The organism is Paenibacillus sp. ALJ109b (assembly GCF_010747435.1).
Classification (GTDB): domain Bacteria; phylum Bacillota; class Bacilli; order Paenibacillales; family Paenibacillaceae; genus Paenibacillus; species Paenibacillus taichungensis.
Window position 1 is genome coordinate 120,147 of sequence record NZ_JAAIFP010000025.1, and the last position, 17,800, is coordinate 137,946.

The 17,800-nt window shown below is 46.8% G+C and carries 14 protein-coding genes; 4 read left to right on the forward strand and 10 right to left on the reverse strand.

Annotation, left to right across the window (positions count from 1 at the left end; translation table 11 throughout):
- Positions 1-28 precede the first annotated feature (28 nt).
- Complete coding sequence (locus G3352_RS22760) at positions 29-553, forward strand: NAD(P)H-dependent oxidoreductase (RefSeq protein ID WP_053783691.1); 525 nt, start codon at positions 29-31, stop codon at positions 551-553.
- A 255-nt stretch (positions 554-808) separates the two neighbouring features.
- Positions 809-1,915: an FAD-dependent monooxygenase gene (locus G3352_RS22765; RefSeq protein ID WP_163760235.1), complete on the forward strand. Its 1,107-nt coding sequence runs from the start codon at positions 809-811 to the stop codon at positions 1,913-1,915.
- Positions 1,916-2,063: 148 nt separating this feature from the next.
- Here the strand turns inward: G3352_RS22765 and G3352_RS22770 are convergent, their stop codons facing one another.
- From G3352_RS22770 to G3352_RS22810, 9 genes are all read right to left on the reverse strand, one after another.
- Entirely contained in the window at positions 2,064-4,640 is a 2,577-nt protein-coding gene (locus G3352_RS22770; RefSeq protein WP_163760238.1) for a beta-mannosidase, read from the reverse strand.
- 92 nt (positions 4,641-4,732) lie between these two features.
- Positions 4,733-6,316 (reverse strand): helix-turn-helix domain-containing protein, encoded by a 1,584-nt coding sequence (locus G3352_RS22775; RefSeq protein WP_163760240.1) that lies wholly within the window; start codon positions 6,314-6,316, stop codon positions 4,733-4,735.
- Positions 6,313-8,073, reverse strand: a complete 1,761-nt coding sequence (locus G3352_RS22780) for a histidine kinase (RefSeq protein ID WP_163760242.1) — start codon at positions 8,071-8,073, stop codon at positions 6,313-6,315. The genes G3352_RS22775 and G3352_RS22780 overlap by 4 nt, the downstream gene beginning before the upstream one ends.
- Positions 8,074-8,102: 29 nt before the next feature.
- Complete coding sequence (locus G3352_RS22785; RefSeq protein ID WP_481856325.1) at positions 8,103-8,957, reverse strand: carbohydrate ABC transporter permease; 855 nt, start codon at positions 8,955-8,957, stop codon at positions 8,103-8,105.
- A gap of 39 nt (positions 8,958-8,996) precedes the next feature.
- Complete coding sequence (locus tag G3352_RS22790) at positions 8,997-9,875, reverse strand: carbohydrate ABC transporter permease (RefSeq protein WP_163760249.1); 879 nt, start codon at positions 9,873-9,875, stop codon at positions 8,997-8,999.
- Between the two features lie 142 nt (positions 9,876-10,017).
- The gene (locus G3352_RS22795) at positions 10,018-11,331 is read right to left on the reverse strand and encodes an extracellular solute-binding protein (protein ID WP_163760252.1); all 1,314 of its coding nucleotides are present in this window, start codon (positions 11,329-11,331) and stop codon (positions 10,018-10,020) included.
- Between the two features lie 226 nt (positions 11,332-11,557).
- Positions 11,558-13,651 carry an acyltransferase family protein gene (locus G3352_RS22800; RefSeq protein ID WP_163760255.1) on the reverse strand — a complete coding sequence of 698 codons (2,094 nt, stop codon included), beginning with the start codon at positions 13,649-13,651 and terminating at the stop codon, positions 11,558-11,560.
- Positions 13,652-14,165: 514 nt separating this feature from the next.
- Positions 14,166-14,726: a flavin reductase family protein gene (locus tag G3352_RS22805; RefSeq protein ID WP_163760259.1), complete on the reverse strand. Its 561-nt coding sequence runs from the start codon at positions 14,724-14,726 to the stop codon at positions 14,166-14,168.
- A gap of 213 nt (positions 14,727-14,939) precedes the next feature.
- Positions 14,940-15,749, reverse strand: a complete 810-nt coding sequence (locus G3352_RS22810; protein WP_163760262.1) for an HAD-IIB family hydrolase — start codon at positions 15,747-15,749, stop codon at positions 14,940-14,942.
- 133 nt (positions 15,750-15,882) lie between these two features.
- Between G3352_RS22810 and G3352_RS22815 the strand changes: the two genes are divergently transcribed.
- The gene (locus G3352_RS22815) at positions 15,883-16,518 is read left to right on the forward strand and encodes a Crp/Fnr family transcriptional regulator (RefSeq protein WP_240343186.1); all 636 of its coding nucleotides are present in this window, start codon (positions 15,883-15,885) and stop codon (positions 16,516-16,518) included.
- Positions 16,519-16,569: 51 nt separating this feature from the next.
- Positions 16,570-17,085 (forward strand): peptide-methionine (S)-S-oxide reductase MsrA, encoded by a 516-nt coding sequence (gene msrA, locus G3352_RS22820; protein WP_345940795.1) that lies wholly within the window; start codon positions 16,570-16,572, stop codon positions 17,083-17,085.
- A gap of 55 nt (positions 17,086-17,140) precedes the next feature.
- Here msrA and G3352_RS22825 read toward each other — a convergent pair whose 3' ends face one another.
- A complete protein-coding gene (locus G3352_RS22825) occupies positions 17,141-17,791 on the reverse strand; it encodes an HAD-IA family hydrolase (protein ID WP_163760272.1) in 651 nt (216 codons plus the stop codon).
- Between the last annotated feature and the right edge of the window lie 9 nt (positions 17,792-17,800).

Here is a 17,800-nt window from a genome sequence, read left to right on the forward strand (position 1 = left end):
AGATAACCACACAAGGAGGAATCAAGCAATGAACATTTATATTGTTTTCGATAGTGAAGGCGGGCATACACGAGCGCTTGCCGAATCGATTGCTGCTGGCGCAGCCAGTGTGCATGGTGCAACCGTTCATTTGCATTCCACAGAAGAAGCCGACATCTACAAGCTGGTGGAAATGGACGCCATTATCTGGGGCTGCCCCGGACATTTTGGCTCCATCAGCTCCGGGTTGAAAAAGTGGATCGACAAGTTGGGCTACCTCTGGGCAGAGGGCAAGCTTGTAGACAAAGTCGGTGCGGTGTTCTGTACCATCGCGACCGAGCATGGTGGACTGGAGTCAACGTTGATTCATTTGCTGACACCGATGCTCCATCAGGGCATGATTATTACCGGGCTACCTGGGAACTTTGCAGATAATGCATTATATGGCTCCTATTACGGTGTTGGGGTGACTTGCCCGGTGGACAGTGATGATCTGCTCAGCGAACAGGGCATAGCACTAGGTAAAGCTCTGGGAGAACGTGTGGCTCGCATAACCAACCGACTGATCACATAGAAATCAGAGTATTTCCCTTAAAAGAAATTTTTGCTGTTCTTATCAAGCCTGCGCTCATAAGCTGAAAAGCAATACCGCAGGCTTGAACTCCCCTTCCTGTATAGAAATAGAATGATTCTGTTGCAATATTGGATTGAATTTGTTTATAATAACGTATATCTTTAAAGTTACTTTTAGTTACTTAATGATTTTTATAAATCTGTTATTATAAAGTAATACGATATTCATCCATTATATTGCAAGGGAATTTTACACATGAATCAAAATACGCATTTAAAAACTGACGTTTGTATTGTGGGAGCTGGCCCTGGAGGGGCCCTACTCTCATTCCTGCTGAAACAGCAGGGAATATCCACCATTCTGATCGAGCGCCAGCCGCATCTGCTTAAGTCGTTTCGTGGCGAAGTACTTAATGCAGATGGTGAAAACGTATTGAATAAGCATGGGTTATACTCTTCTGTTACCAAGCGTGGCGTGCTGCCCCTGGAGCAAATTCAATACTGGGAGAACGGTCAGATCATCCACACCATTTTCCCTGGAGAGCAAGAATCCCATGTAGGCATTCACGTGCCGCAGGATCATCTGCTGGAAGTCATCGTGTCACATTCACAGCACCAGGGAAACGAACAAGTTCTTTATAATACGGTTATGACTGGATTATTACGGAATAAGGCTGACCATACGGTTGGCATCAACATTCGGCAAGAAGGACGGCCTGCTTCCATTGAAGCAGCGGTAATTGTTGGTGCAGATGGCAGATATTCAGCTGTTCGCAAACACGCTGGTCTGACCCCGGATATCCGCAAACATGGATACGACCTGTTATGGGCTCGCATTCCTGCTCCAGCAGGCTGGGAACCTGCTGTTCGAATGGCCAGTATGGATGGTCAGCAGTTGGCGTTATTCTCACAATTCGGAGGATACGTGCAGATTGGATGGAACATTCCGCAAGGGTCCTTCTCCAAGTTGCGTGAACAGCCTTTTGCTCCCTTTGTACAGAAACTCGTGGCGGCCTTCCCCTGTCTCGCTGATTCGGTAGCTCAACATATCCAGACATGGAGTGATTTTGTTTTGTTATCCGTAGAGAGCAGTTTCGCCGAATTATGGGCGCAGGACAACGTGGTCTTGCTTGGTGATGCCGCTCACACGATGACTCCAACAGGCGCTTTTGGATTGAATGCAGCATTGGAAGATGCAGACGTGCTCGCTGAGTTACTCATTGATATGGCCGCCGATCAATTCACTTCTACAGAACGACTGCAAGAGCTGCAGGCCAGACGTGGAGAAAAAGTGAAGCAACAGTTGGCTAGGCAACTGGAAATGGAGTCTTCGTTCCAGCAGCGGTACGAATCTTTTCAATAATGATGTGTGTATTCAAGCACCGCGTAATCAACAAACAGCCGATGACTCCCAGTTGGGGAAGCATCGGCTGTTTGCTTATGTTGTGACTAACCCGAATGTCACCATCTGTGAATCAGATTCCCAAAAGCTTTTGAAAAATAATTAGGGATCAGGCTTCACTACCATTCATAGCGCTTACCCGTAGCTCAGTCATAGGCAGAGACAGCTTCTCGGGATGACGCAATCTCACCGTACGGCTCTCACCAGGGAGAAGATCGAAATAGTTATCACTGAAACGAACACGACCAAGGGGTAGCTCGAGCTTCACCAACCGTGCAATTGCTCCAATGGCCGTAACCGATACGGATTGCTCCTCTTCGTTCACATGCACACTGAGCTGCGCTTGAGGCAGGTTAACATCCTTCGGATCACGTAAGAAATATCGATTCAGCCGTGCAGTGAAACCTTCGGCTACCAATTCAACCATTACTTCTTCCGCCAATCTGCCTCCCAATACTTCCGCTTCGCTCAGCTCTGCAATACGAGTAGCGGATTGCGAGCCTGTCTCCACATGATGCGAACTGGAATACACCTTTTCCCCATTCAGTCCATACACATTAAGTCGAAGCTGTCCCTTCAGGGTCTCCCGTGTATCATTCACAACCCATAACGTAAGCGGCTCACCCGGTTCATGTTCCAGAGACAGCAGTATCGGATGAAAGAATACTTTTCCGTAATAAAAGGAGGCCTTGGGCAGCAGCTCGTAGTCAATCATGGACCAGCTTGTGCCTGGCCAGCTGTCATTCAGCTGCCACACAAGGGCTCCACTATTACGATGATTGATCCGCCGGAAATGTTCAATGCCATACCGTAATCCTTCCGCCTGTGTCAGCATCGAGTAGTTCATGTACTCTTCGATATTTTGCGGAATGCCCGTATATCCTTCCATCAGAAGAATGCCTTTCTGATGATTGGTATCCTTATTCCGATAGGCCATTTCGGGACTGCCCCAGTAAAATTGCCCTGCAGGCATGTTTTTCTCCAGTGTATAGCGGTTGGCCGAGGCGTGCATGCCGAATTCACTGCTGAACAGAGCATTATCTTTTTTATAGTTTTTGAAAGTCACGCCCTCAATACTGTAATTCAGCAGGGGCGGCTCGCCGTGTTTTCGTGGATAGACCGAACCATGCCATACCTGCCAGTTATGACGATCCCCCACATCCGGATCATTGGCATCATTGCCGAGACTGTCCCCATACGGTGAGGAAGGCCAGTATGGACGAGACGAATCCAGCCGCTCCAGAACTTCCGGGATCAGCTCATGGTAGATCAGCTCTCCATAGAAGGGGCTGGTAATATCTCCATTGGCGGACTTCATGTCATAGAGCCAGTCAATTTCGTTATTGCCACACCAAAGTGCAAGTGAGGCACGATTGCGCAGGCGCAGGACATTATTTTCAACCTCATCCCGTACATTGTTCATGAAGTCCCGATTGAAATCAGGGAATAAGGCGTTGGCAAAAGCAAAATCCTGCCACACCAGTACGCCTTGCCGATCACATTCATCATAGAAGACGTCCTTTTCATATATACCGCCTGCCCAGACACGTAGCATATTCATATGCCCTTCTACGGTCAACTCGATCAGCTCACGATACCGGGAGGCAGGGATGGCGCCAATTAGATGATCGGCCGGAATCCAGTTAGCACCTTTCGCGTACACACGCACTCCGTTCAGGATAAACGTAAACGCATCCTCACCCTGTTCATTATGAAGCGCCAGTTCAATGGTTCGTATACCGTATGGCTTGTTGTATTGATCCACTTCCACTCCATCCGCAAATAAAGTAACTTCCAGCCTGTACAAGTAAGGTTCACCCAGATCATGCGTCCACCATAATTGCGGTGAATCCAATTTTAGTATTGTATCTGCGAGACCATTTTCCACAACGACTTCAGCAGACCGTACCACTTCCTGACCACTCGCATCCAGTAAACGGATATCACATGACAAAGCCACAGGTTTTTCACGTTTCTGTCTGCTACGAAAAGACAATACAGACTTCACATCCACAGTGACATGGACAGCCGCTTGCTGCTTACTCACGGATTCGGTACGTGCAAATACGTTCTCCAGTTTCGCAATCGTTCGTCTTTCAAGACGTACCGCTCCCCAAATTCCTACGGTGACCATCCGTGGACCCCAGTCCCAACCGAAATTCATCGCAGCTTTGCGCAACCAGGGCCGTTCCTTCGTATACGAAGACCAGTCAAACGTTTCCTTGTCTCTATGATGTAGATAAAGGGGGTCGAACTTGACCGCTATGACGTTCCAGCCATGACGAACCAATGTCGACACATCGAAAGTGTGGGACATGAGCATATTGGCCGTTTGCCCCACTTCATGTCCGTTCATATATACGGTGGCGAACGTATCCAGCCCGTCGAATACTAACTCAAAGTACTCCTCTGCTTCCCCATCCTTCACCAGGTTGAAGTTAGTACGATACCACCATTCCTTCTGCTCGATCCATCGACTCTTGGCATCGTTATGCCCATAGTAGGGCGGATCAATGATGCTGCGTTCTACCAGAGCGGTGTGCACATCCCCTGGCACCTCCGCTCCGATCCAGAATCGATCATCGAGCGCTGCAGCTGCAACATCCATGGCCCGCTTTTCCCCAACCTCGAAATGCTGTACTTTCCATTGCCCTGACAAATTCTGACTTGAATTATTCATCTTCATCCTTGCCTCGCTCTCCAGTTTCCTTGGTCATACGATATCGAAAACGTTTGCAATAAAAACATGACTTTATTCATTTTTTTGTCTGCTAACCTTTAATGTCCGGAAGTCTTGTACGACACAGCGTCCTCGCGATACTCACTCGGAGTTTTGCCAGTATGTTTTTTGAACAGCCTGCTAAAATATTTAACGTCCTCATATCCACTGATGGCGGCCACTTCACTTACTTTCGCAGGAGAAACCACCAGCATGTCCATCGCGCGCCGAATTCGCATACCTGTTACAAAATCACCAAAAGTGACGCCTGTTTCCTTCTTAAACAGTTCACTGAGATGACCCGGATGCAGATGAACCTGTCCTGCGACATGTTGCAGGCTAATATCCTGTGCCAATCCGGATTCCATATAAGCAATAGCCTTCTGTACATGCGTAGTCCGCCCTTGTCCCATCTGGCTGTGATAGGTATGCATCAGCCCATATAAATGTTGAAATAGCAGATCCCGAAGTTCACCAGCATCGGCATCCGGCTCTGGCTTCCATGGATTGAATCGTTCCACTTCATCCCTTCCAATGGCTCGCATGGTGCGAATCAACCAACGCTGTCCTGCATTCACCGCAGCATGCAGACAGGAATCAAAAGACTCTGGCGTTACTTCGGGGTCCATCAGGAGTTCATCCACCAATTCTCGTGTCCATGTGGTCAGCATAATCGAGTCATTATCCATCAACAATGACCCCAAGGTGGTTTCTTCCTCTTGTTGAAGGACGGTTTTACCTCCTATGCGATGCATAATATCCTCATATTTCCATATTCTGTCCTCAAGTAACCCATGGTAACGATATGCGCTCAGCGCTGTACGGTAGCTCTCATGCAGAATTTGAACCTCCATACAGGGTCGACCTGCTGCTGCACGCAATGTACATTTCAACAGTTGCTCCATCCGGGTTAGCGCAATGCCCAAAGTGAATTGGAAATCCTGCTCACCCAACGGCAGCTCCACAACACAGATAATTCGGTCCTTTTGAATGTGTGCAACTGCGCCTGGCAGGACATCCTCCAGCATATTTTGCACGGCAAAGTTTAGCAAAGTAGCCGAAGAACGATTCCACCCCTCAGCTTTCAAAATTAGAATCTGTCTCTGCACTTGCTCCTTGTCTGAGGAACATTCCCATTGCACATTCATTCCCGACTGGAGAAATACAGGACAAGGGTTAGTTTCAACGTCTCCGTCAATGATCCATGCAGCGAACAGACGCTGTTTGTTCTCTCGCAGCAGCTGCCCTTCTCTTGATTTCTCAGCCCATCGTTCGGTAATCCGTTGTTTGGCCTGAAGCACCGTCTTGATAATCTCTTCCGGCTTACTCGTCTTAAGCAGATAATCCGTAACACCTTGACGAATCGCTTGTTGCGCGTAAGAGAAGTCATCGTATCCCGATAAAATAATAACCTCGAGTTCAGGCAGCATACGCAGCCCTTCCTCTGCCAGTTCAAGCCCCGTCCTTCCCGTCATCCGAATATCAGTCATCAGAATATGCGGCCTCTCCTCGGCCATGCGTGTTAATGCCTCTTCTGCCGAAGCTGCTGGCGAAAGCAACTCAATCCCCAGTTCATGCCAAGCGATTACACTGGCGAGCCCTGTGCGGATAATTACTTCATCATCAACAATCAGTAATCTCATGGCGACTCCTCCAAGATTGGAATGGAAAATGAAATCCGGGTTCCACCTCCGACCCGGCTGTCCACTTCGAGCTGCGCCTCAGCTCCGTAATGAAGCAGTAGTCTCTCGTTCACATTGCGGAGCCCGTAACCACTTGAATCATGGTGCTCTTCCTCATCCAATGACACAAGATTGCTTCTGACATGCTCCAGTCTGTCCAGCTCCATGCCAACTCCATCATCCAGAACCAGCACATTCATTCGTTCCTGTTCTTGCCGAATCATGATTGTGATTGTGCCCGTACCCGCTTTCGGCTGAATTCCGTGAATCATGGCATTTTCGACAAGTGGTTGGAGTAGCAATTTCAGCATCATTCGCTGTTCAAGTGCCGGATCTACAATATAATGCACGGCGAACTTGTCGGGAAAACGGATGGACTGCACACGAACATAATGGCGAATATGAGCAATCTCCTGCCCTACCGGACAATAATCCCTACCCTGATTCAAGCTGATGCGCAAAAAATCACTCAATCCTTCGACCATCTCTGCGATCCGTTTTTCCTCAGACATCAAGGCTATCCAGTGAATGGATGAAAGGGTGTTATACAGAAAATGAGGATTGATCTGTGCCTGAAGTGCCCTGAGATCAGCTTCCTTCTTGCGGACTTCACCGCGGATAACCTCTTCCTTCAGTCTCTCAATATGGGCACCGAGCAAATTATAACTCTCTCCCAGCTTGCCGATTTCATCATCACTTTCCGATAGGAATAAGGGCAGTGGTCGATCCGGGTCCATTCGGGACAAATGCTTCGTAAGAACTCGAAGCGGCTTTGTGACTCGTCGCACCGTAAACCAGACCAGTCCTGCACTGATGGCAGCAGACAGCGTCACTGCAACGGCAGTGAGGATCAGAATATAACCGTTTTCGGACTTATACTGATCGTAGGGAACCGTTCCGGTCAGCGTCCAATCTGTCAACAGTTCCGGATAATAGAGCAAAGTACGTTTCTCATCGCCGCTGTCATACGTGGCTGTTCCGCTTCCCTCTTGTTGGATCAGTGTATGTACTTCAGGCTCGATCTTCTCCAGTGACTGTCCAAGACGGGATTTGTCCATGGAAGACAAAATCTCTCCAGTGGGACCGATCAGTTCCAGTCGACCTTCGCCCATACCCAGTCCCAGCGCTGCCCATCCTTTCGAGATTGCCTTCTCGTCTAGACTGATCGCCAGCCATCCGATGGGCCGATAATCATGAATGCTGCGAATGGGTCGAACCAATGTTATTACATTTTGGATACCCGCATAATTCTGAACCGGATATACGCCAGTCCATGCTTTAACGTCATCACCACGCGGAGCAGGAGGATAAGTGACATTGGATGATTCATACCATGTAGCCGTGGACAGAGCCGCATCGAAACGTTCTGGATAGATGGCAATGTTGGCAATATATTTTTTGGAAGCTGCCAGATTAGTCATCCTGCCCAGAATATCCACACGCTCCTGCACATCGTCCTCATCGCTACTCAAATACTGCTGAATGTCCCTTTCTCCAATCAAAAAAATCGATAACGTCTCGGCATCCTGAAGCATATAGCGCAAATTTGCTTCCACCTGCTTCAATGTGTCCATGCCCGAAAGCTTTGTTTTTTGCTCTGTGATGCGGGAAGAGATCAGAAAGGCGAACAGCCCCAGTGCCAGCAGCGGCACAATCATGGAAGCCGTAATCACGATGGACAACTTCCGTTGCAGTGAAGATGTTAGCCAGCGTCCCACACCTTTTCCTCCTCTGGATGCGCTCTCATTTAACCTTTGACTGCTCCGGCCGTCATGCCTTTCATGACTTGTTCCTGAAATACCAGGTATAGAATGATGGTCGGGATTACGGACAAGGTCATGGCAGCAAGAGTCAGGCCGTAATCGGTCTGATATCCGTCGGCAAAATTGGCAATCGCGAGCGGTAACGTTTTCAAACCTGTTTTGTTAATAAACACGAGTGCGAATGAAAAGTCATTCCACGCGTGCAGAAAACTCAGAATAGTGACCGTTGACAAGGCAGGCACAGACATGGGAAGCATGATCCGGGTGAACAGTCCCCATAGACCTGTTCCATCAATAAAAGCAGCCTCTTCAATGTCACGTGGAATGCTAGTCAAATAAGCTGTTAGCACAAATATCGCGGTCGGCAGCGCAAATGCGGTATACGGCAATATCAGTGCCCAATACGTATTCAGCAGAGACATCTGTTTCATCAAAATAAATAACGGAACCAATGTGCTGTGAATGGGAATCAGCATGCCTACAACGAAGAAGGTCATGATCAGCCCTTTCCAGCGAAACTGGAAACGTGCGAGTATAAATGAGGCCAGCGCTGCAATAAACAGCGTTATGATAAGCGAACCTACGGATACAATCAGGGAATTGCCAAAAGCGGTTCCCAGCTTGGAGCTTTCCCAAGCATTGCTGAAATTCTCCACGTTCCATCTCTCCGGAAGCCCGAAGGGCCTGCTATAGAAATCTTCATTCGTTTTGAATGCACTGATCACAAGCCAATAGAACGGATACAATGTTAAAATACCATAGACTGTCAACAGCGTCCAAACAATTCCACTACGGAATAGGCGAACCGGATGGCCTGAAGTATTCCCAGGTGTTGGCATCGATAACGGTGTAACACTCATTACGTTCCCCCCTCTCTCCTAATTCTCTTTTCTCTTACGGCTTGTCGCCCACTGGCTTGTTCCGATCAGTAGCAGGGAGATTAACACGATGGTCGTCGAGATGGCACTCCCGAAACCATAGCGATACGTTGTGAAAGTTGAATTATACATATACGTTGCCAGCAGCTCTGTCGCATGTGCCGGGCCGCCTTTGGTCATGATATACACCAGATCGAATGATTTCAGGCTGCCCGAGATACATAGAATGATCGCAACCTGAACCGTTCCCCAAATCATGGGCAAAGAAATGGAAACCAGCTTGCGGATTCCGGAAGCACCATCAATCTTGGCAGCGTCATGGATTTCGCCCGGAATATTCTGCAACGCCGAGATGAAGATAATCAGGTACAAACCGACAAAACTCCAGAGCAGCGGCGGTACCAGCGAGAAAATGGCGATTTTGTCATCCGAAAGCCACTCCAGCTTCCAGCTTTCGAGCCCCAATGCATCCAGCAGGAAGTTCAGTATCCCGATCTGCGGGTGATAGATATATTGCCAGATCATACCGATAACTACTGTGGATAATACCATCGGCAGAAATACGGCTGAACGCAGAAAACGCTGTAACGGATTGCTTTTGTGCAAAATGACCGCCAGCATCAACGCTAACGGAATTTGCCCAAATACCGAGGCTAGAACAAAAATGACGTTGTTTTTCAGCGCCCGCCAAAATACGGAATCATGCCATATTTCCACATAGTTATCCAGTCCAATATATATTGATTCTCCGATCCCCGACCAGTTGAAGAATCCATAGTACGCTGACCATACGACGGGTACAAATACAAATAACGCGTAAATCAGAACTGCCGGAGCGAGCCCCAGCATAATAAAACGTCGACTGCGCAATGCGTTCATTTTGCTCACTTCCTTTCATCAAACCTTTGGCAGTTACCAACTCTTGATATCAATGCAAAACCCCTCCCCTGCCGGGAAGGGGTCTGAATCTTACAGAGCGTCTTACAGCTCATCCAGATCTGGATCGGAATGACCTATGACCTTAATTTCCGACTGCACTGGCTTGCGATGCCTGAATTTTGTTCGCGATATCTGCGGCTTTGCCACCCATCAATAGCTCCTGCAATCCATTATTGATAACCTCGACGGTTGCAGATCCTAGCTTGGAATCATACACCGGAGTAATCTTTACTTCCTGCATTAAGTCATAGAGTTCCACAAACAATGGATGGGCTTTTGATTTGTCCAGATCAATCTTGTAGCTGACCAGCGTGCTGCTATCCAGGGTTGCCTTCTGACCTTCAGGGCCTGCCAAAGCATAGAATAACTCCATGGCCGCATCCTTCTGGGCACCGCTTAACTTTTTGCTTACACCCAAGCCTGTCCCCACAACTCCCGATGTCGTTCTTGCCTCACCTTTGCCTCCATCTACTGCTGGTAAAATCGTAATGTGTGTATTGTTCAAAATGTCTTCTGGTGCGTTGTTGACGAGGTTAGCTAATGCCCATCCGCCGTTTATAACCATCGCTGCTTTTTCCTGGAAATACAGCTGCATCATCTGTGTTTCGTCAATACTGTTGAAACCATCCTGAAATGCTTTGTTGTTACCGAGTTCCTGCATTTTGTCCAGCGCCTGGATGAATTGTGGGTCTGTAAAGCTGGCCCCATCCTGCGCTGTTGCTTTTAAGAACCAGTCTGTGCCGGTTACCCGGTCAGCCAGTGTACTGAAGATCGTGGATTGAGCCACCCAATTGGCCTTGTTCCCCAATGCGATCGGTATTACTTTGTTCTCATTAAATGTAGCGATGGCCTGCTCCAGCTCAGCCCATGTTTCAGGTACTTTCACGTTGTGCTGCTTAAATAGTGCTTCATTGTAATAAATAAAGGAAGTTGGTGCGAGATTCATCGGTACCGAGTAGATATCCCCGTCCACCGTATATCCATCCAGAGCGTTCGGAATAAAGTTGTCTTTCCATTCTGGCTTCGCGTCCAGCTCTGCATTGATGGGCTGCAACAGATCTCCTTTCACAAACTCCTTGGTCATCGCATCCGGCCACATGACGAACAGATCCGGCATTTCATTGGCCGCTGCCACCGTCCGGAGCCTTGTTTTGAGGCCATCTGTCGGCAGACCTTCATCCACCACTTCAATATCCGGGTGCGCCCCTCGGAAGTCTTCAATGATTTTGCGCATCGCTACCGCTTTGGCGTCCTGTCCAGTCCAGTTGTGCCAGATGGTGACGGTTACTTTATCCTTGCTGTTGCTGCCTTCGGAGCTGTCCCCGCCGCCGCAACCAGCCAGAACGATGGAAAATAGCGTCATTGCCAATATTCCCAAAAGCCATTTTTTCAACATCTCTATACTCCCCCTTGGCGATTTGAATACACTTATTGTAAATGGTAACGCTATCATTTTGTAAGGTGACGATGCACGGATGCAGGGGTGAAAAATATCGGATACCCCGTTGATCCTGAAATCTTTGCTTACATACAGAAAGAGCCCTCATCATGAGAGCTCTTTCTGTATGTGGATTCGTGAACCATTCTTGAATTTATAAATAATTGAATAGATAAGTTCTGATTTATTTCATACTGTCTTTCACAAGTACTGCAAAAGCTTCCGAACCTTCCTTCGTTAGATGTACGCCATCTTTTTCGAAATATTCGTCATGCCCCTCACTTGCAGTGTGCCAGTCAATGAGAGATACATTGCTATAATCGGAAGCCGCTTCGTTCAGTGCTTTATTCACGGTTCGTTCCCATGGGCGAGGGACTCGTACGGTAACCAGATAAACATGTTCTTCATCTTTCAAATAATCCAGTACAGAATTCAGACTTTTGGAATTAAAGGAACCATTTGTTCCAAGTTCCAATACGACCTGACTGCCCATTTGGTTATTTCTCTTCAGGCCATCCAGTACATCGGCAGCCTCCCACATCTGACGGCCGATATGACCGTCCACGTGCACGCCCGAAATAGTTTGTTCAAGATAAGGCTTGGCGTCCAAAATAACTGAATCTCCAATGACCGTATAATGAATCTTGCCGTCTTTGACTGGAGGAACTGTTTCCTCTTGTTCTTTGGACGAATCTGACGTATTTACAGGATCCTCTGGTTGGTCATTACCGTTGTCTTCTGGATTTCCTGGATTGTCGGTGCTACCTCTGGGTTTACCAATAGCATGGTTCGAATCGCCAGGAGTTGATCCTTTCTGCTCACCTGAAGTTGTTTCCTCCGATTTGGGAGCATTACCTGGCTTCGCCGTTTGCTGTTCTTCTTTGCCTGCTGGATCTCCAGCGTTCGCCGCTGGTTTGTCGTTTTTCTGTGGCGCAGGTTGGTTGTCTGCCCCAGAAGTGCTCACTGTTGCTGGAAGAACGTCCTGCCCCTTTTCCTCCGTTACGGAGTGTTCGCCATTCAGCGTAGCCGACATCGATACCGAATGGGAATCAGAATTCGCTGCTGAAGTAATCATCATCTGTGACACTGTAAAACACATCAACAGAATGCTCATCAGCAATCCAGCGCGCTTCCACCATACGTTGCGAATACCTGTTGTATTGCGCCCTCTTCCCCATAACCGGGACCAGGAATCACGAAATCCGTTATGACGTATTGGATTTTCAATATATTTAAGTGACAAGGAGGCCAGTGCAACCGTTGCTGCAACCTGCAAAACCATTCGCACAGGATGTGCTCCACCCGTGTCTACCGTTGGACTCGTTAGAATAATGACAGGATAGTGCCACAAATATAAACCATAGGACCTTTCCCCAATCCAGCGCAATGGCTTAGCGCCAATGAGCCTTGCCAGGAAGGATGATGGATGAGCCAGTACAGCTACGAGCAGTGTCGTCGCTATGGCCTGAAGTACCATTCCTCCTCGATACAATGAAGGGTCGTACTCGCTGCTATTCAGCATCATGTAGATTAACCAAGCCAGCGCAGCTAAACCTAACACATCCAGGACAAGGCGATTGATGCGGGCAAGGGATGACGATAGTTTGCGACTCGGCCATACCACGGCCAGTGCAGCACCAGCCAGTAGAGCAAATGCTCTTGTGTCTGTTCCATAATAAACACGGCTCGGGTCCAGATCCGGATTATACATGATGGCCATTGCACCAGCAGACAATTCAGCTGCCACGACAATAAAGACGACCAGCCATCCCTTTCTTTTGAACAAAATGATTGCTGCGACCAGTAGAAGGGGCCATACAATGTAAAACTGTTCTTCCACAGCCAGCGACCAGAAATGTCCAAAGGGTGATGGAGGGCCGAAACTTTCGAAGTAGGAAACGTTATGAAAGATATACCACCAATTGCTTATGTATAATACTCCCGAGACAATGTCACCACGCAACGCAGCGAGTCGAGATGGATCTGTGCAGAGCAACCAAATCATCACCACTGCTGTCATCGTAATCATGCCAGGTAACAAGCGCCTTACTCTCCGCACCCAGAAATCACCGAGCGATATCCGGCCATGCTCCTGCCATTGTGTCAAAAGAATGTCTGTAATTAAATACCCTGATAGAACAAAGAAAATGCCTACACCGAGCAAACCACCCGGAATAAAACCTAAATTCAGATGATACCCTATGACTGCAAGCACAGCGATGGCTCGCAAACCATCCAGTCCGTTCATATGCCGCTTGCTTTTCAACGATTGTGACATGCGAGCCCCTCCTTGACAATGTGAGTCGACATCATCCATGTCTGGGGCGTTCGAGAACTCCTTGTGGTTCTGGTTGTCATTAACATACGTATTGCACCTTCCATCATTCATTTACAACATAAAGAAGACGAATTACTTAACCATGATGTTTTATGATTACGATTTCTTTATATCTTTGTTGTTATCTCCCGTTTAGCATTATACGCCCGAAAGATTATTCACAAATTACAGCATTAGTTACAATCCAGTGAAACGATGTAACCTTTCCTGCCAAGCATATATAGCTGTAAAATCATACTCTAATTTTATTGTTAAATACAGCATTTTTCATGGAATGGCTAATATTACCTTGCCTTTTATTTCATATATGAGCAGATCCCTCTGAGGGTCTGGAGTGTATGCTTGAGCCAATAGGAAAAGGCTGCCGACTTGCTCAGCAGCCAATAACCATTATAAACCTATCTCTTGCCGGATTGAAAGTTTTGCTCATAATTGCATCTTGGTGCCTAGGACCCTAGAGGTAAAACGGATGAACCTTCTCTTCCGCACTCCCATCGAGAATCCGATAAGAGGATCTTCCTACGTACATTGGAATCTGCAATTTGTCCAGATTAACCATTCCATTTTCCAAGAAGTATTCCGGGTCTTGATACCGCTGTAACACTTCACCTGCAATCCACTCATGATCCCCATACGTTGTGATATCGATAACCTTGCACTCGTAAGCAAAATAAGCTTCGGTCAGAATTGGTACATTCACTATGATTCCTTCTTCGTATGTAATTCCGAATTTCGAGAATTTGTCTGTGTCTCTTCCACTGAAGGTTCCCGCAGCCTGAATCCACTCCGAATGATGACCCGGAAGGAAGTGTACCCCGAATACGCCACTCTGCTCAATCAATTCATAAGAGTACGTTTCCTTCCTCAGCGATATCCCGTAAATTCCGGGAGACGATCCAATATAGGTATGCCAGCCTGAGGCCATCACATTCTGCATTCCCTTATGACGGGATGTCACTACCGCCACCATGCCGGGATACGAATAAAACATAGGTTCATCTATCGGTTTCCGCATCTGATCACCTCTTCGTTTTCAATAGGCCCTTAAGCTGTAATAGGCCTTTTCTCATCCATAATTATACAATATAAGTAAAGGATGAAAAAGAATTACTTCCTTCATCACTAATCACTTTTTGAACATACGAAAATATTAGCGAAAACGGGGCCACTGCTGGCGGACTCCTTCTTGTTTTTTCAGATTATCTCTAATGATAAATCCTGATAGTGATCATCCTATCGCAATGCCTTCGACTTTTACCCTCGCTTCGCCAAATACACTGCTCTCTTCTTCCAATCTTTCTGCAATTTCAATAATTTTGTCGATGACATCCTTCTCCTGATTCGCCACCGTTTCACTCGCAATCTGGGCAAGCTTCTCATGTTGCCCTACGCAAATGGAACGACTGGCATACTCAAACATCGGAATATCATTCACATCATTTCCAAAAGCAATAAAATCATGGGGAGAGACCCCAAGTGCTTGCAAGCCTGTCCATTTATTCACACCCTCAGGACTAATATCAATGATATTCTCTGTTCCATGCATGTAGGTCACCACAGGAAGGTTGTACAACGCCTTCAACATCTCCTGGTGATTCCGGCTGCTTAAGACGACTATCTTCACAATCTCGGTTAATTCCTCCAGCAGCACATTCTTCGCTCTGCACTCGGGGTCCAGATTTCTTCGAATGGGATGCTCCGGGTTGCCTGAATAACAGTAATCCCATTGACAATCAATGAGATACTCTGCTTCATGCTGCTTCAATAACGCCAGTATATGGTCAGCAATAGATGCTTCCAAATAAACTGTGGAAATCTCAAGCCCGCTGCGATACACAAATCCTCCATTACCGCCTACCAGCGGAAATTGCTGCATATGGACAGGCAGTATAGGCAATAAATCACGGATCGGTCGTGCAGATGCAAAAATAAGTTCATGACCTTTCTCCACGAGAAAGTCCAATGTCTGAACCATTTCTCTGGTTAACGGTTTCCCCTGAAAACAGATGGTTCCATCCAGATCAAATACAAACTTCATCATCATTCCCCCTCGTTTTTCTAATCATATCAAGTTCATATATAATGAAAAGGACCGATGTCCATTCGAGGTGAAAAAAATGAAAATGTACAGGGGATATGAAAAAATACAACCTTATATGTCCCTTTTTAATTTGGAACAAATCTTTGCTGACGCTGCTTTGCTTCCCATTCAGCTTCGGGAGTATGATTCAGATGAATATGTTCTTACGGAAGGAGATGAACTGGATGGGCTTTATTTCCAGGTGGAAGGTCTGACCAGAGTCTCCTCAAGTGTCGAGACTGGCAAATCTCTTTTGCTGCGTTTCTGCCACCCCTTATCCATCTTTGGTGATATTGAATTGATTCAGAAAGTGGTTGTACAATCACAGGTTCAAGCTGTGCAGCCCTCCAAATTCCTGTTTATAGACATACAAACCGTTGAACGAAAATTAATGCAGGATTATCGTTTTTTGAATGAACTGCTCAAACATCTGTCCTATAAATTGCAGACATGTACAGCGGCATCCCGTATCAACTCACTTTCCTCCGTTGAAGAACGATTTGCCATCTATTTGATGTCCACTCGTCTGCCGAAAGAATTTGGCAAGGAAATTAGCACGCCTCACATTCCGGAAATAGCATCCGTAATCGGTACAACGCCCCGTCACTTGAATCGTCTCATTCAGAAACTGTCCGATCTGGAAATCCTGTGCAAAAAAAGAAAAGGTTTTGTTGTGCTCGATTGGGAGCGGGTGGATGAGCTATCAAATAGATTGCGCTATGACTAGCATTCATAGTAATCTTGATTAAACACAACTGAGAAATGGGGAATAGCAGTGATTGAAAAAGCAACGTTTGCCGGGGGATGTTTCTGGTGTATGGTCAGTCCTTTTGAAGAGCAGCCTGGCATTCACGGGATTATATCCGGATACATGGGTGGAACCGTAGAGAACCCTACATATGAGCAAGTATTGACCGGGGAAACAGGGCATTTGGAAGTTGTGCAAATCTCGTTTGATCCAGCCATTTTCCCCTATGAGAAATTGCTTGAGCTATACTGGCCGCAGATCGATCCAACAGATGCCACAGGTCAGGGTAATGATCGCAAGAGCCAATATCGGGCTGCCATTCTATATCACAATGAAGAGCAACGCCAATCGGCCTTGAAATCACGAGAGGAACTGGGCAAAACAGGCCGATTCGATAAACCTGTCGTTACTGCCATTGAGGAAGCCTCCGTATTTTATCCGGCAGAAGAATATCATCAAAATTTCCATCGCAAAGATCCGAAATATTATAAAGAATCCCGGATTTATTCCGGACGCGATGAAATTATCAAGAAATATTGGAGTTAATCTCTTTAAATAAATAATAAAGCGGCCACATAGGCCGCTTTTTTGTTGCATCCATTTACAGTAAACCGATTACAGTCTTCAACTCCTCGATGCTATCAATAACCCGATCCGCCTGAGCTAATTCATCGGCTTGAGCAAAGTCAAAATTACACCCAATGGAAATTAAATCATTATCCTTCGCCGCCTTAATGTCAGACAATCGATCCCCGATTACCATCCCATGAGTGATCTTATATTTCTCCACGATGTAGCGTACGAGATCAGACTTATTTTGTGATGAAATCTGCTGTATGCTGAATGTTTCCGTTACCCACTTATCCAAATGATAATAGGTTACGATGGCATTCAAGTATTCGATTTGTCCATTACTCGCTATGTATATCGGTATATTCTTCTCTTTACAGTATTGAAAGAACTCTTCTACGTACGGGTACAGGGCACCATGACCTGCCTCGATATTCGCAATTAACTTCTCATGAAACCATTCATTTGCTTGTTGTCTGATCTGGTCCGAGTATCCGGGCAATAAATTCTCCCAGACGACGGGCAGAGGAACTCCCATAATTTCACGGTACTTTTCTATTGGCGTATTCTGCTCCCACAATCCCTTTGACCTCAGATGATTAAACGTGTCATGCAACGAAGTTTCCAATATCCGATCTGTTTGAAATAACGTACCATCCATATCAAAAATCAATGAAAGCATAAACAGATT

What these genes read in the sequence shown, in the direction of transcription:
- G3352_RS22770 (WP_163760238.1), bottom strand. Translation starts at nt 4,640, where the DNA reads ATGAAGATGAATAATTCAAGTCAGAATTTGTCAGGGCAATGGAAAGTA.
- G3352_RS22825 (WP_163760272.1), bottom strand. Translation starts at nt 17,791, where the DNA reads ATGCTTTCATTGATTTTTGATATGGATGGTACGTTATTTCAAACAGAT.
- G3352_RS22765 (WP_163760235.1), top strand. Translation starts at nt 809, where the DNA reads ATGAATCAAAATACGCATTTAAAAACTGACGTTTGTATTGTGGGAGCT.
- G3352_RS22810 (WP_163760262.1), bottom strand. Translation starts at nt 15,749, where the DNA reads ATGAAGTTTGTATTTGATCTGGATGGAACCATCTGTTTTCAGGGGAAA.
- G3352_RS22760 (WP_053783691.1), top strand. Translation starts at nt 29, where the DNA reads ATGAACATTTATATTGTTTTCGATAGTGAAGGCGGGCATACACGAGCG.
- G3352_RS22785 (WP_481856325.1), bottom strand. Translation starts at nt 8,957, where the DNA reads ATGCCAACACCTGGGAATACTTCAGGCCATCCGGTTCGCCTATTCCGT.
- G3352_RS22805 (WP_163760259.1), bottom strand. Translation starts at nt 14,726, where the DNA reads ATGCGGAAACCGATAGATGAACCTATGTTTTATTCGTATCCCGGCATG.
- G3352_RS22800 (WP_163760255.1), bottom strand. Translation starts at nt 13,651, where the DNA reads ATGTCACAATCGTTGAAAAGCAAGCGGCATATGAACGGACTGGATGGT.
- G3352_RS22775 (WP_163760240.1), bottom strand. Translation starts at nt 6,316, where the DNA reads ATGAGATTACTGATTGTTGATGATGAAGTAATTATCCGCACAGGGCTC.
- G3352_RS22795 (WP_163760252.1), bottom strand. Translation starts at nt 11,331, where the DNA reads ATGTTGAAAAAATGGCTTTTGGGAATATTGGCAATGACGCTATTTTCC.
- G3352_RS22790 (WP_163760249.1), bottom strand. Translation starts at nt 9,875, where the DNA reads ATGAACGCATTGCGCAGTCGACGTTTTATTATGCTGGGGCTCGCTCCG.